Raw genomic sequence first — 13,862 nt, forward strand, 5'->3', positions numbered from 1 at the left:
TTGTCTTATTTAGAATCAAATATAAATAGTATTTTTATAACTTATAATTAAGAATATATAAAGAAAACGAAAATAATTATCAGCTCTTTCCTTATTAAATCTAACAAACAGATAAACCCCATTTCTAAATTCATTAAATCTATTTAAAATGAAGCATACGTTGTTGATTCTAACATTCATTATTTCTATTCCGCTCTGTTCCACCGCCCAGAAATCCAATCTCGCCCCAACTCCGCCTATGGGTTTTATGACCTGGAACTATTTTGGCGATAACATCACCGAGCAGGATGTAAAATCTATAGCCGATGCTATGTTAGAGGAAGGTCTGGTAGAACTGGGATATGACTATATTTTTATAGACGATGGCTGGCAAGGAGGCAGGGATAACAAGAATAATATCATTCCAGATCCCGAGAAATTCCCCTCGGGGATAAAAGCCTTGGCCGACTACCTGCATGAAAGAGGTATGAAACTGGGGATTTATTCAGATGCTGCTCAACTTACCTGTGCCGGCTATACCGCTAGTCTTGGTTTTGAAGAACAGGATGCTAAAACTTTTGCAGAATGGGAAGTAGATTACTTAAAATATGATTATTGTTTTGCCCCTACAGACAGGGAGACTGCCGAAAAAAGATACATTAAAATGGCCGATGCTCTTAAAGCAACCGATAGGGATATTGTTTTCGCAGTGTGCGAATGGGGTCAGCGAGAACCCTGGTTATGGGCTGAAGAAGCGGGCGGACAATTATGGCGAACTACCTATGACATTCGGGATAAATGGAAAGCAGATGCTCCAGAAGGAGCCGATCTTCACGAAGAAAGTATAGGCTACGGTATTTTAGATATCCTTGAAATCAATGCCGAACTCGATGAATATGCCGGCCCAGGCGGTTGGAATGATCCAGATATGCTTGTAGTAGGACTTCACGGGAAAAGCGGCCCCTCGAAAGATCAGGGAGGTACTGGAGCCACTAATACCGAGTATCAAAGTCAAATGAGCCTTTGGAGCCTCATGGCTGCTCCATTAATGATTAGCAACGATGTGAGAAATATGGACGATGCCACTCGCGCTATCCTTACTAATAAGGATATTCTTGCAATCGATCAGGATCCGTTAGGGAAACAAGCTAAAAGAGTAATAAACGAAAATGGATGGCAGGTTTTTGTAAAACCTTTGGCAGATGGAACCTACGCTGTGGGGATATTAAATGCTGATGAAAAGAAACGCAGGTTTAAAAGTAAGCTTTCAGATCTTGGAATAGATGGGAAGTATCAGTTATTCGATGTGTGGAACAAAGAAACTCACAAAAAAACTAATAAGCTAAATTTCAAAGTAAAATCCCACGAAACCCTTGTATTTAAATTAACCAACTAAATGAATTATTAGAATGAGAAGTAGTCTCTTAACAAGTCTTGTCTTAATTTATTTTCTTTCCTGCAATTCCCAATCTAATGTACCAGAAGATTTCACCTATAAGATTTCACTAGGTGAAAATTCCTGGATTTCTAATAACCAGCGTGAAGATGGTGAAATTATTAAAAAAGAAGGAGTTCGAAATTGGGACGGAAGTAAACCGCTCCAAACTTACTTTAGAACTGAGAAACCTGGAGAGATTAAGCTTGGATTTAATCTGAAATCGGCTTCTGGAAATACGAGGCTTAAAGTATCCCTGGCGGGAAATAGCCATGAGGTTACAGTTAATAATAAAGATTTTAAAGAAATTTATTTTGGTGATTTTGAGCTTAAAAAAGCCGGATATCAACAAGTTTCTATTGAAGTTGTAAAGCCACAAACCAATGAAAATATAGAAATAAAGGAGTTGCTATTGGCAGGTCATGTAACCGAAGGGGAAGTGAATTTTGTAAAGGATAATTTTCATTTCGGAAGACGCGGTCCGTCGGTGCATTTGCGCTATCCCATCCCAGAAGAAAGCAAGAAACCAACCTATTTTTACAATGAAATAGTAGTGCCAGAAGGAGAAGATGTAATAGGATCTTATTATATGGCCAATGGTTTTGCCCATGGTTATTTTGGTATTCAGATAAATTCTGAAAAAGAGCGTAGAATATTGTTTTCGGTTTGGAGTCCTTATGATACTCAAGATCCCTCTGAAATTCCAGATGATCAAAAAATAGTCTTACTGAAAAAAGGAGATGAGGTAAATACCGGTGAATTTGGAAACGAGGGTTCTGGTGGACAAAGCTTTAAGCGCTATATGTGGAAAACGGGGAATACCTATCGTTTTTTATTAAAAGGAGAGCCGGCCGGTTCAAATCACACCGATTATACTGCATATTTCTTTGCTCCGGAAAAAGGAAAGTGGGAACTTATCGCCAGTTTTAGAAGACCTAAATCTAGCAATTACCTTGGCAGTCTTTATTCTTTTCTCGAGAACTTCGTTCCTGCCACAGGCGATGTTACTCGTATGGCAAACTATAAAAACCAATGGGTCTATGATAAGGATAAGGGTTGGTTGGCAATTAATGATGCTATTTTTAGTGCCGATGCTACTGCACACCAAAAAGATCGCTTAGATTATGCCGGCGGAGAAACTGAAGATGGTTACTTCCTCAAAAACTGCGGTTTTTTTGATAACTATACAGAGGTAGGTGCAGAATTTAAACGTGACGCTACGCAGGCGCCTAAAATAAAGTTTGAGGACTTGCCCTAATATAATATATTTAGAAATGTAAGCTCCCCTTAAAACTGAACTGCTTAGAAGTATATATTTTATAATTTTAAACAGAAATTCCAGATGAGTTATATTGTTATATAAAACTTGTAAAAATCAATTTTTTGATGACAGAATCATTTTATCCGCTCTTGCAGTTTTATTGTATTTTTATTCTGAAGCTAATTAAATTGCCAGATTTTAGATGATAATTCGCTGGTTTGGTTATTCTGCAAACTAACTTCTTTTTTGTCCAGGTTTTCTGCTTCATCCTTATCGGGTTTTGCTTCTTATATTGAAGCTGAAGCCTTTAGCTTCAGAAAAACTATTATTTTTTCTTTATTTTTACTCGACAATTGTGATTTATCCCGATAGCTATCGGGAGCTACGAGGCTTGCCTCGAAATCAAAATAATTTTTCTATATAATATCTTGTGGGCTGGCCCCGGGGTATTTTACTAAGTAAATTCAGAAACAATGAAATGCTTATACTCAATACAGTAGTTAAGTATTTGGCCTTAATTTTTTGTTTCAGAAGTAACTATTTATGATAAAAGAATCAATCTAAATTTAACTATATGACGATACCCAAAGAATTTCAAATTACTGAACAACTACACCAGGAAAAGTACCTTTCTAATGGAGAATTACTCTCCTGGAAAGGAAAAACCGATGAGGTTTACTCCACAATTTCTTCTACCGAAGATTACAAACCAACTTTGCTGGGCACTGTGCCGCATATGGATGAAAATGCTGCCTTAGAGGTTTTAAAATCGGCAACAAATGCTTATAACAAAGGCCAGGGGGATTGGCCTACAATGAAAGTAGCCGATAGGATTGCTTGCATGGAGGATTTCGTGGAGCAAATGAAGACGAAAAGAAAAGAAGTTGTTAAGTATTTGATGTGGGAAATTGGTAAATCCCTACCAGATTCCCGAAAAGAATTTGATCGTACGGTAGAATATATCATCGATACGATTGCCGATTATAAACAATTGGATCGCGATAGTTCTAAGTTTCATAAAAAATCTGGCGTATATGCGCATATTCGCCGCGGACCATTAGGTGTAGTACTATGTTTAGGCCCCTATAATTATCCTTTAAATGAAACGTTCGCACTATTAATTCCCGCTATAATGATGGGGAATACAGTAGTGTTTAAACCCGCAAAACACGGGGTGTTGTTATTGTCTCCTTTATTAGAAGCTTTTCAGACTGCGTTTCCTAAAGGTGTGGTAAATGTGATCTACGGAAGAGGAAGAGAGGTTGCAGCGCCAATTATGAAAACCGGTCGCATAGATGTGTTGGCATTAATTGGTAATAGCAAATCGGCTATCGCTTTGCAGGATCAACACCCTTATAAAAACAGGCTTCGACTTGTACTTGGCCTGGAAGCAAAAAATCCGGCGATTATTTTACCCGATGCCGATCTTGATTTGGCAGTAGAGGAATGTATTTCGGGAACACTTTCTTTTAATGGACAGCGTTGTACTGCATTAAAAATACTTTATGTGCACGAAGATATTCGGGAGGAATTTAATAAGCGTTACGCAAAACGGGTGGATGAATTGAAGTTTGGTAATCCATGGGATGAAGATGTAATGCTAACGCCATTACCCGAAGCTGATAAGCCCAAATATATCCAGGAATTAATTGATGATGCTAAAGATAAAGGTGCGAAAATCCTGAACGAACGAGGCGGGGAAACCTCTAATAATTTTATCTATCCTGCGGTTTTATACCCGGTGACGGAAGAGATGCGTGTTTATAAAGAGGAGCAATTTGGTCCTGTAGTTCCAATAAAACCTTTTAATTCTATAGATGACTTACTCGATGAGATTTCTGCCTCTAATTATGGGCAACAGGTAAGTTTATTTGGTACGGGCATAGAGAAAATCGCACCGCTTATCGATACTCTGGTTAACCTGGTATGTCGTGTAAACCTTAACAGTTCCTGTCAGCGTGGTCCAGATGTATTTCCGTTTACCGGAAGAAAAGACTCTGCAGTAAGTACGTTAAGCGTTCATGACGCCTTGCGTTCTTTCTCCATTAGAACTTTTGTGGCGAGTAAGGACAAGAAATATAACAATGAGATTTTAAGAAAATTATTGGATAGCAAAAAATCTAATTTTGTGAGTACAGATTATCTATTATAGAGAGATAGTTTTATAAATACAAAACCCCGAAAATGAATTGATAATCGTTTTCGGGGTTTTGTGTTTAAAACTCTCAAGAGTTTCTTAGAGTAAAATATTATTCTTTTCCTACCATATCCACACTAGCCACCGTTCTAAAACCTAAATGTTCTTGTGCCGAATCTGTAGAATTGGCCATTCTTGCCGATATGCGAAAACTGGCGCAGTAAGATTCGTGACATAAATAAGAGCCTCCTTTAATTACCTTCTCGGGTGTTCTTGGTTGATTGGGATTATAGGCCTTTTCTGGTCCCATAGGATTTTTAATGTTGCCTTTTTTCTCTAAATCTTTATAATAGTCTACATTATACCAATCTTGTGTAAATTCCCATACATTCCCGGCCATTTCATATAGTCCATAAGGATTGGCAGGATAAGATTTTACCGGGGCTTTATTTTCAAAACCATCGGCTTTAGTGTTCTTTTTTGGAAATTCGCCCTCCCAGGAGTTTGCCATTTCAGAAAGTTTATTGAGATCGTTTCCCCAGGTGAAAATAGCATCTTCTTGCCCGCCACGTGCGGCATATTCCCATTCTGCTTCCGTAGGTAAACGTCTTCCGGCCCATTCACAATAGGCTAGAGCATCTTTATAAGCGATGTGCACCACGGGATAGTTGTCTTTGCCTTCTATACTACTGCCGGGGCCTTCGGGATGGCGCCAGTTCGCCCCAATTGTCCAGTCCCACCACTGGGAGTAATCGTATAGGTTTGGAACGCTGTTTTTGGTTTTCTTAAAGGTTAGCGAACCGGGTTGTAGAATAGAATCGTGAGGTTTGGCGGTGCCGGGGGAAAGTTGTTTTTTCATTTCTTCCCATTCAATTTCCCTTTCGGCTATGGTTACATAACCGGTTGCTTCTACAAACTCCCTAAATTCAGCGTTGGTTACTTCGGTTATATCCATAAAAAAGCCATCCACGGTAACCTGGTGTGCCGGTTTTTCGTGCTTCATGGCCATTTCATCCTCAGCTCTTGCACCCTGTATAAAAGTCCCACCGGGAATCCATACCATGCCTTCCGGAGTATTTACTTCAGAAGGTTTTTTTGTAATAACCTTAAAGTTTTTTTCCTTATTCGAGTTTTCCTGAATAGCTATCGCTTCGTCATTTTCCTTATTCTTACAAGAAAAAAGCACTACACCACTCAAGATGAAAACCACTAATCTATAATAAATCATAACCTGCTAGTTTTGCCGTATTCATTTCAACTCTAAACTTTAGCGAGCATTACTGCTTTAAATAATGCACATCAGATAGTTCGTTTAAATTTGCCGCAGCCTGTTCTGCCGTGATATCGCGTTGCGGACCGGCAAACATTTCATAACCTACCATAAATTTCTTAACTGTAGCTGAACGTAACAAAGGTGGATAAAAACTCATATGAAAATGCCATTCTTCATAATTTTCACCATTGGTGGGCATTTGATGAATTCCCGATGAGTAGGGGAATGAAGTCTCAAAGAGATTGTCGTATTTCGTGGTCAATTTTTTAATGATTTCAGCAAATGCTTTTTCTTCTTCGGCATTTAACTGCCCAATATGCTGATAATGGTTTCTAGGAACAATCATGGCTTCATAAGGCCATACCGCCCAATAAGGAATTAACGCAACAAAATGCTCATTTTTGGCTAAAATGCGTTCGTCTAATTCCAATTCCTGCTCTAAATAATCACCTAACAAACTGCGCTTATTTTTTTGCCAGTAGTCTTTAAAGTGTTTTGATTTCTTTAAAACTTCGGTAGGAATAGATTTTTGAGACCAAATTTGACCGTGTGGATGCGGATTACTACATCCCATCATCGCGCCTTTGTTTTCAAATATTTGTACGTAGTTAATACCGGCTGTCGCGCCAAGTTCGTTATATTCTTTTTTCCAAAGCCCTACTACTTTGGTGATGTCCTCAACTTTCATTAGCGGAAGCGTTAAGGAATGATCTGGAGAGAAACATACCACTTTACATATTCCTGTTTCGCTTTCGGCTTTAAGCAAGCCATCCTCTAAATTAGATTGCCCTGGCTCTTCCCTAAGTAAGGCAGGGTAATCATTTTCAAAAGAGTGCACGCCTTTATAATCTGGATTGGTTTCACCTCCGGCCCTGGAATTTCCGGGGCATAAATAACAGGAAGGATCGTAAGTTTCTCTTTTTTCCTGATTGTTTTTCTCGGTTTTTCCCTGCCAGGGTCGTTTGGTTCGGTGTGGGGAAACTAAAATCCATTCGCCGGTTAAAATATTATATCTTCTGTGCGGGCTATTGTTAAATGCTGTATTCATCCTTTTATTGTAATTTAGTAACTATTGTGCCTTCGTCTGGAACTACAATTATTTGGCTGGGCTCGCGATCAAAGGCTTTGGTATAAGCCGACTTTACTTCAGCAAAATAGGCTTCAATTTTATCGGCTTCAATGAGGTTGATGGTACAGCCGCCAAATCCGCCACCCATCATTCTAGAACCGTGAATATATTCTTTATCTTCAGAAAAATCTACCAGAAAATCCAACTCTTTGCAGCTCACCTCATAATCATGTTGCAAACCGCGGTGCGAGGCGTACATTAATTTTCCCGCCGCGGCCAGGTCATCATTTTTAAGTGCTTTTTCTGTGGCTGTTACCCGCTTGTTTTCTTCTAGAACATAGCGACATCTCTTAAAAGGAACAGGTGCTATTTTCCCTTTAAATTCCTGTAGCATTTCAAAACTTACCTGCCTCAATGAAGATACTTCCGGATATTCCTTCTGGATAACCGCTACAGCGTCTTCACATTCCTGGCGGCGCGTATTGTATTCACTGTCGGCAAGGTTATGCGATACATTGGTGTTAATGAGTAGTAATTTATAATTATTAAGTTTTGCCGGAATAAATGTGGATGTTAAAGAATCGCAATCCAGTTTTATAAAATGGTCTTTCTTGCTCATTACTGAAGCAAATTGATCCATAATACCACAATTGGAGCCTACAAAGTTATTTTCGGCACGTTGGGAGAGCTTTACTATATCCATTTTAGATAATCCTAAACCGAATAATTCGTTAAGGCCACCCGCAAATCCGCATTCTAAGGCGGCCGAAGAACTAATCCCGGCACCAATGGGTAATTCACTGTTGATAATGCAGTTTAGGCCAGAAAAAGTTTTTCCTAACTTGTTGATTTCATCAATTACCCCCAGTAAGTAATTTTCCCAGGAATTTTCACTTTTTTTAATATTAGCGAGATCCCACTCCACATAAGTATCGAAAGTTTCGCTGTATATTCTTGCTAAATTATCTGTATCGTTTTTTGCCATTTCAAAGTAGATCTTTTTATCTATGGCAGAGGGCATGACAAAGCCGTTGTTATAGTCGGTATGTTCGCCAATTAAATTAATTCTTCCGGGAGAAGCTACTTTTATTTCAGCAGTAAAATTTTTGAAATCTTCAGGACAATTTTTTTTCATATTTTGAGGTTGCAAGGGCATTCATTTTTGGAATAACTTCAAATATAATAAACCTAAAACTTACACTAAGAATTTTGGGATTAAAGTTTGTTTAATATTTATTGATGTCCGATAAAAATAGAACCTAATAGAACGTTCTCTTTTATAGCAAAGCCTAAGAGCGATTTCATAATTATCCTCCTTGCTATTTGAAATCTTCAATAAAAAGGTTCGTTGATGAATAGAAAGATTAAAATTATCAGTTAGTTACAATTTAGTCTTTGTTCTTGCAGCGAAAGCGATCTTGCTTCTTTACCGGACAATAGTGTTTAATATGGATTATTCTTGAAAACTAAAGTGATTATGTGTTACTGTTTTGTGTGCTCTTGAATTTATGAGTTTCAATTTTTTATACTTTTTTCTTGAATTTAAAAGCTTTAGTTTAAAATCTCTAATATCTTTATAGCTTTGAAATGTAGAAAAGCTATTTTTTGCAATTCGTAATCACCAACCCCAAAGTTTTATAAATGATTGCCCCAAAAAACGAAGCTAACCGAATTCGGGAGGTTCATAAATATGATCTCGAACAAACTTTTCACAAGGACGATCTTGATTTTTTGAGCACCATGGCTGCAGAGATATGCCAAACTGAAGCTGCAATTATTACGCTCATTACCCGGGATACACAGTATATCAAATCTGCAAATGGAGTCGAATTTGAAGAGCGAAAACTGCCGCGGGAGTTTGTATTTTGTAATTTGACATTAGAGCAAGCGCCAGAAATTACAATTGTTGAAAATGCCAAACAAGACGAGCGCTTTAAGAAAAATCCTTTCACAGAAAATGATAATCCGGTGGTTTTTTATGCCGGGGTGCCTTTAATAAATCAAAATGGCTATGCTATTGGAACTATTTGTGCCATAGATAGTAATCCTCATTCACTCACAGCTCAACAAATAAAAAAATTAAAAAAATTGGCAAGCCAGGTTGTCAATCTACTGGAATTAAGAAGAAAGTCGGTTGAACTTGAAACTGCTAATAGGGATTTACAAATAAGTAAAGATAGGTTTGACCATATAACTTCTGGTACCGCTACAGCCACTTTTGAGTGGAATTTATTATCAGACCAATTAATTTTCAATGAACAGTGGCAGGAGCTTACCGGTTATGAAACTTCATTAAAAGAAAAACAACAGATTTATTTTTGGCGAGACCGGGTGCACCCCAAAGATTTAGAGATTTTACTGGCTAAACTAAATGACCACCTTGAGGATAAAAAGCGACCTTTTCAATTTGAGTTTAGGGTATTACATAAAAACGGTCACTATATTTGGATAGACTGCAAGGGAAAAGTTTTCGTAGATGACCAGGGTAAGTTACCGGTTAGGATGTTTGGAATCCTGGAAGATGTTACCGAAATTAAAAAGAAGGAACACGAGCTACTGTACAATAAAAAGTTACTGGATGCTTTATATGAGTTGTCTCCTATAGGGATTGCATTAAATGATTTTGAGGACGGAAGTTTTTTGGCGGCTAACGAAAAGCTCCTGCAATCTTCGAGATACACCAGGGAGGAGTTTCTTAAATTAAGTTATTGGGATGTAACCCCAAGAGCTTACGAAAACGAGGAGCAGTTTTTAATAGAAAAGCTAACGGAAACTGGGGCTTACGGCCCTTATGAAAAAGAATATATTAATAAGAATGGAGAAACATATCCTGTACTATTAAATGGGATTCTGGTTGAAGATATTGATGGTAATAAGAAAATTTGGAGTTTTATTGAAGATATTACAGAACGTAAAAATACCGAAAACCTTAGAGCTGAAAATTTAAAGCGTATTGAAAAGCTTTATGCATTAACCGAAAATCAAAACGACCGACTTAAAAATTTTGCATACATCGTTTCTCATAACTTGCGTTCCCACTCGGGAGGAATTTCAGTATTACTCGATTTTCTAAAGGACGATTGTCCCGAGGTTGAAGATGGCGAGGCTTTTATGCACTTGAAAAATGCTTCCAGAAACCTTGAAAATACTATAGAAGACTTAAACGAGGTAGTAGAAATTAATCTATCTGATGTTAATAAATTTCATAATATTTCGGTTAATAAAGTTATAAGTGCAACCCTGGAAAGTGTAAAAGGGCTGGCTGCAGCCAAAGAAGTGGAGATTATTTTAGATGTTGAACCAAATCTTAGCATTTTAGGTATAAAATCTTATCTTGAAAGTATTGTTCTTAATTTTATAACCAATGGTATAAAATACAGAGCAATAGACAGGCAAAGTTATATTAAACTTACAGCGAAACGGGAAGATGCTTATACCTTACTTTCGTTTAAAGATAATGGTCAGGGAATAGATATGAGAATGCATAAGGACCAACTTTTTAAAATGTATAAAACCTTTCATCAACACGAAGATTCCAGGGGGATAGGACTTTTCATCACTAAGAACCAAATTGATACCATGAATGGTTTTGTAAAAGTGGAAAGCGAAGTAAATAATGGTACCGAATTTAAAGTATTTCTACCTTATGCAAAAGATTAATTTAGCGTGTTTGATTGATGATGATCCCGTTCATGTTTTTCTGTCTAAAAAATACCTAAAACAAACGGGAATGATAGAAAACCTAATGGTCTTTCAAAATGGCAAAATCGCTTTCGATAGTCTGGCGGCTATAGTACAGGAAGGCGGTGAACTGCCAAAGGTTATTTTATTAGACTTAAATATGCCAATTTGGGATGGATGGCAGTTTTTAGATGAGTTTATAAAGATTCCTATCGAAGAGGAAATCACTATTTTTATCCTTTCCAGTAGCATTTCTAATAAGGATATTGAAAAAGCCAAAAAATATAACCAGGTCTCAAACTATATTATTAAACCAATTAAAATTGAAAATTTAATTTCCCTGTTAGAAAAAATCAGGTAATAGGACTTAGCTCTTAGTAATAATCGGTAGGCTTTGTTACAAATTGCCGTCATTGTAATATCGAAATGTAAATTATGTTCAAAGAAGATATTTTAGAAAGTTTTGGAGCACAAAAGGTAAGTTACCCCAAAGGAGAACAAATTTTTTCTGAAGGAGAACACGCTAATAATTACTACCAAATAATTTCTGGAGAGATTAAGATGAACAATTTTAATTACGATGGAAAAGAGTTTGTACAGGGTATTTTTTATGCACCACAAAGCTTTGGTGAGCCACCTCTGCTAGCCGATGTAAAATACCCTGCTAATGCTGAAGCTATTACAGATGCCAGGCTCTTTAAACTTCAAAAGTTAAAATTTCTCGAGTTGCTCACGGCACATCCAAATTTGCATTTAGAATTCACTAAAACTTTGGCGAGTAGGCTTTATTACAAAGCAATTATCGCTTCTGAACTTTCTACCCAGGAACCCGAACATAGAATTTTAAGATTACTGGATTATTTAAAAAAACACGTGCACAACTTAAAAGAACCTTTTGAGTTTAAAGTAGATCTCACAAGACAACAAATTGCAGATCTCACCGGTTTGCGTGTAGAAACTGTAATAAGGGCTACTAAGTCTTTAGAGCGTAAAAAAGAGCTAAAAATTAAGTCCCGAAAGGTTTATCGCTAACCTTCTTTCTGAAATTTGCGATTAATAACCACCCAATCCCAATAGGAAATAAACAACTTGCTGCAAATAAGTAATTGAGCAGCTGTTCTGGTATGGGTAGTGCCTGCCAGATGGCGAGGCCGCGGTAAAAAATAATAGCCTCGGTTAATATAAAAGCGGTAAAGAAAAACCAAAAGCCGCCTTTTGAAAGATAAATTAGCTTGAAATGGCTAAGCAAAGCGAGTAAACTTACGCTAATTAAACCTAAAAATGTGAGGTGTAAATAACCAATGACAAAGTCTTGCGACTGGTAGGCGAGTTTTGCAAAATAGGGCAGGGCAGAAATTAATTGCATTAAAACCTTCAGGATGAGAACAATGACGGCTATTTTTAGTAATAACCCGGTAAATCGATCAAAGCCCAAAGCTTTAAAATTCGGTCTTATTATTCCGAAGAATTTTAGGAAAGCGAACACTTGTACCACGGCTCCTATTCCCGCTAGATAATAAAAAACGGTGGGAGGTTGCGTCCAGAGTACTGAAAGGAAAAGCGTGAGTATAGCCGAAATATTAAAAAGATAGAAGAATCTTTGAAAAACCTTTTTATCGATTTCAATATTCCGACTTTCCAGGATAAAAAATAAAAATCCGCATAAAGCTAAAATAAACCAGGCATTGTATTGAAAATGCAGGTAAAAATAGATCGCCAGCTTATACCAAATAGAGGTTTTGCCCAGGGTAGCCATAACGCCACCAACAGCCCAGGGTCCAATACTGGAAAATACCATATAAATTAATGAGGTTTTTACGCAGGTATAAGAATTCCTGTTTCTAAATTTTTTTGGGGTGTGCTTTAAGACCATCCACGTAAAAAAGTAAGTAGCGATAAGAAAAAGTGTCGAGAAAATTATAGAAAATAAAGCATATCCCTGAAAAGGAAAACTAAATAACATCCCCAGGATGGTAATTTGTGTAAACCAGAAAATTCGCCGGTACAAAGCATCTATAGCTGCCGACTTTAAATAAAGCAGATAAATTATACTGGTAAGGGCTATATAAACCCAACCTAATAATGCAATATGGGAATGGGTGTGCACCAAAAACCTGTAAGTAGCCGGGACATCGACGATAACAAAAAACCTAAGTAAAAGCCCTAGAAGAGCTACCAATAGAAAATATCCTAAAGCCAGGATAGTATGCTTTTTAATCGCAATCATGCTTTGCAAGTTAGAAAAAATATCAGATTTGTAGGGTGAGTGAACGGAGGTTGCGAGACTTGTAAAAAGCAAATAAAAAAACCAACCTCATTTATTGAATAAGAGCGTTTTTTGGATGTTAACTAATATTGAAAATGACTTTTTGAAAAATTCATAAAATAGTCTTTCTAATGTTGCCTGGGTTCTTTACCAGAATAGCGCACTCTTATTATTCGAATAGTATGTGTTAAAATGCGATATGATATCTGGTAAGTCCGAATTTCATAGGACCTATAGCTGCCATCATTTTTAATTTTATTATCATCTAAGGTGTAAATATCAGGTTGAGAAATTAGAATATCGGTACTTTTTATAATATCATCAATGAACCCATCTGCAATCTTTAAAGATTTGCTGAGTTGTAGAATATCCTGGTGGATAATTTCTAGTTGACGCAATGAGCTTGGTGACCATATTATTTTTTTCCCCATTGAGCTGCAATCTGCTTAACCTCTTCTTGTGTATAGAAATTACCTGATTCTATTTCATTTTCAGAAGCATCAATCTCTTTATTATATTGCTCAACACTAATACGCTCTGATGTTACGCTTTTTCTATACTGCAATATGTTCTTGATAGCCTGTACCAGAGTGGGGTCTTGAACCGTTTCCAACTCTTTGTGTATCCAGTCTAAATCTGTTTGTATATTCATGACTTCTACTTTTTATTAAGGTAAATATACAATTTCTGTGATACTGAAAGTTTATAGGACTATTTAAAGATATGGTTTCCAACCTAAAAAAAGGCCATTCTAATAATAC

At 37.0% G+C, this 13,862-nt stretch carries 12 protein-coding genes; 6 read left to right on the plus strand and 6 right to left on the minus strand.

Annotation, left to right across the window (positions count from 1 at the left end; all coding sequences use genetic code 11):
- The first annotated feature begins 148 nt into the window (after positions 1–148).
- The 3 genes from BUA71_RS05175 (at position 149) to BUA71_RS05185 (ending at position 4,827) form a co-directional block, all read left to right on the plus strand.
- The gene (locus tag BUA71_RS05175) at positions 149–1,375 is read left to right on the plus strand and encodes a glycoside hydrolase family 27 protein (protein WP_072877424.1); all 1,227 of its coding nucleotides are present in this window, start codon (positions 149–151) and stop codon (positions 1,373–1,375) included.
- Between the two features lie 13 nt (positions 1,376–1,388).
- Positions 1,389–2,672, plus strand: a complete 1,284-nt coding sequence (locus BUA71_RS05180) for a DUF3472 domain-containing protein (protein WP_072877425.1) — start codon at positions 1,389–1,391, stop codon at positions 2,670–2,672.
- A gap of 577 nt (positions 2,673–3,249) precedes the next feature.
- A complete protein-coding gene (locus BUA71_RS05185; protein ID WP_072877426.1) occupies positions 3,250–4,827 on the plus strand; it encodes an NADP-dependent glyceraldehyde-3-phosphate dehydrogenase in 1,578 nt (525 codons plus the stop codon).
- A 97-nt stretch (positions 4,828–4,924) separates the two neighbouring features.
- Here BUA71_RS05185 and BUA71_RS05190 read toward each other — a convergent pair whose 3' ends face one another.
- The 3 genes from BUA71_RS05190 to galK are packed head-to-tail and all read right to left on the minus strand — an operon-like array spanning position 4,925 to position 8,289.
- Positions 4,925–6,040: a formylglycine-generating enzyme family protein gene (locus BUA71_RS05190; protein WP_072877427.1), complete on the minus strand. Its 1,116-nt coding sequence runs from the start codon at positions 6,038–6,040 to the stop codon at positions 4,925–4,927.
- Positions 6,041–6,089: 49 nt separating this feature from the next.
- Positions 6,090–7,133, minus strand: coding sequence for a UDP-glucose--hexose-1-phosphate uridylyltransferase (locus tag BUA71_RS05195; protein WP_072877428.1), 1,044 nt, complete (start codon positions 7,131–7,133; stop codon positions 6,090–6,092).
- Positions 7,134–7,137: 4 nt separating this feature from the next.
- A complete protein-coding gene (gene galK, locus BUA71_RS05200; RefSeq protein ID WP_072877429.1) occupies positions 7,138–8,289 on the minus strand; it encodes a galactokinase in 1,152 nt (383 codons plus the stop codon).
- Positions 8,290–8,795: 506 nt separating this feature from the next.
- Here galK and BUA71_RS05205 point away from each other — a divergent pair.
- From BUA71_RS05205 to BUA71_RS05215, 3 genes are all read left to right on the plus strand, one after another.
- Positions 8,796–10,814 (plus strand): PAS domain S-box protein, encoded by a 2,019-nt coding sequence (locus tag BUA71_RS05205; protein WP_072877430.1) that lies wholly within the window; start codon positions 8,796–8,798, stop codon positions 10,812–10,814.
- A complete protein-coding gene (locus BUA71_RS05210; protein ID WP_072877431.1) occupies positions 10,801–11,196 on the plus strand; it encodes a response regulator in 396 nt (131 codons plus the stop codon). The genes BUA71_RS05205 and BUA71_RS05210 overlap by 14 nt, the downstream gene beginning before the upstream one ends.
- Before the next feature lie 74 nt (positions 11,197–11,270).
- The gene (locus BUA71_RS05215; RefSeq protein WP_072877432.1) at positions 11,271–11,867 is read left to right on the plus strand and encodes a Crp/Fnr family transcriptional regulator; all 597 of its coding nucleotides are present in this window, start codon (positions 11,271–11,273) and stop codon (positions 11,865–11,867) included.
- Here BUA71_RS05215 and BUA71_RS05220 read toward each other — a convergent pair.
- From BUA71_RS05220 to BUA71_RS05230, 3 genes are all read right to left on the minus strand, one after another.
- Positions 11,842–13,062 (minus strand): hypothetical protein, encoded by a 1,221-nt coding sequence (locus BUA71_RS05220; RefSeq protein WP_072877433.1) that lies wholly within the window; start codon positions 13,060–13,062, stop codon positions 11,842–11,844. The genes BUA71_RS05215 and BUA71_RS05220 overlap by 26 nt on opposite strands.
- Positions 13,063–13,229: 167 nt before the next feature.
- Positions 13,230–13,499, minus strand: coding sequence for a type II toxin-antitoxin system RelE/ParE family toxin (locus BUA71_RS05225; protein WP_245812543.1), 270 nt, complete (start codon positions 13,497–13,499; stop codon positions 13,230–13,232).
- A gap of 17 nt (positions 13,500–13,516) precedes the next feature.
- Positions 13,517–13,753: a hypothetical protein gene (locus BUA71_RS05230; protein ID WP_072877435.1), complete on the minus strand. Its 237-nt coding sequence runs from the start codon at positions 13,751–13,753 to the stop codon at positions 13,517–13,519.
- Between the last annotated feature and the right edge of the window lie 109 nt (positions 13,754–13,862).

Source organism: Salegentibacter echinorum (genome assembly GCF_900129445.1).
Taxonomy (GTDB): domain Bacteria; phylum Bacteroidota; class Bacteroidia; order Flavobacteriales; family Flavobacteriaceae; genus Salegentibacter; species Salegentibacter echinorum.

What these genes read in the sequence shown, in the direction of transcription:
- BUA71_RS05175 (WP_072877424.1), top strand. Translation starts at nt 149, where the DNA reads ATGAAGCATACGTTGTTGATTCTAACATTCATTATTTCTATTCCGCTC.
- BUA71_RS05180 (WP_072877425.1), top strand. Translation starts at nt 1,389, where the DNA reads ATGAGAAGTAGTCTCTTAACAAGTCTTGTCTTAATTTATTTTCTTTCC.
- BUA71_RS05185 (WP_072877426.1), top strand. Translation starts at nt 3,250, where the DNA reads ATGACGATACCCAAAGAATTTCAAATTACTGAACAACTACACCAGGAA.
- BUA71_RS05190 (WP_072877427.1), bottom strand. Translation starts at nt 6,040, where the DNA reads ATGATTTATTATAGATTAGTGGTTTTCATCTTGAGTGGTGTAGTGCTT.
- BUA71_RS05195 (WP_072877428.1), bottom strand. Translation starts at nt 7,133, where the DNA reads ATGAATACAGCATTTAACAATAGCCCGCACAGAAGATATAATATTTTA.
- galK (WP_072877429.1), bottom strand. Translation starts at nt 8,289, where the DNA reads ATGAAAAAAAATTGTCCTGAAGATTTCAAAAATTTTACTGCTGAAATA.
- BUA71_RS05205 (WP_072877430.1), top strand. Translation starts at nt 8,796, where the DNA reads ATGATTGCCCCAAAAAACGAAGCTAACCGAATTCGGGAGGTTCATAAA.
- BUA71_RS05210 (WP_072877431.1), top strand. Translation starts at nt 10,801, where the DNA reads ATGCAAAAGATTAATTTAGCGTGTTTGATTGATGATGATCCCGTTCAT.
- BUA71_RS05215 (WP_072877432.1), top strand. Translation starts at nt 11,271, where the DNA reads ATGTTCAAAGAAGATATTTTAGAAAGTTTTGGAGCACAAAAGGTAAGT.
- BUA71_RS05220 (WP_072877433.1), bottom strand. Translation starts at nt 13,062, where the DNA reads ATGATTGCGATTAAAAAGCATACTATCCTGGCTTTAGGATATTTTCTA.
- BUA71_RS05230 (WP_072877435.1), bottom strand. Translation starts at nt 13,753, where the DNA reads ATGAATATACAAACAGATTTAGACTGGATACACAAAGAGTTGGAAACG.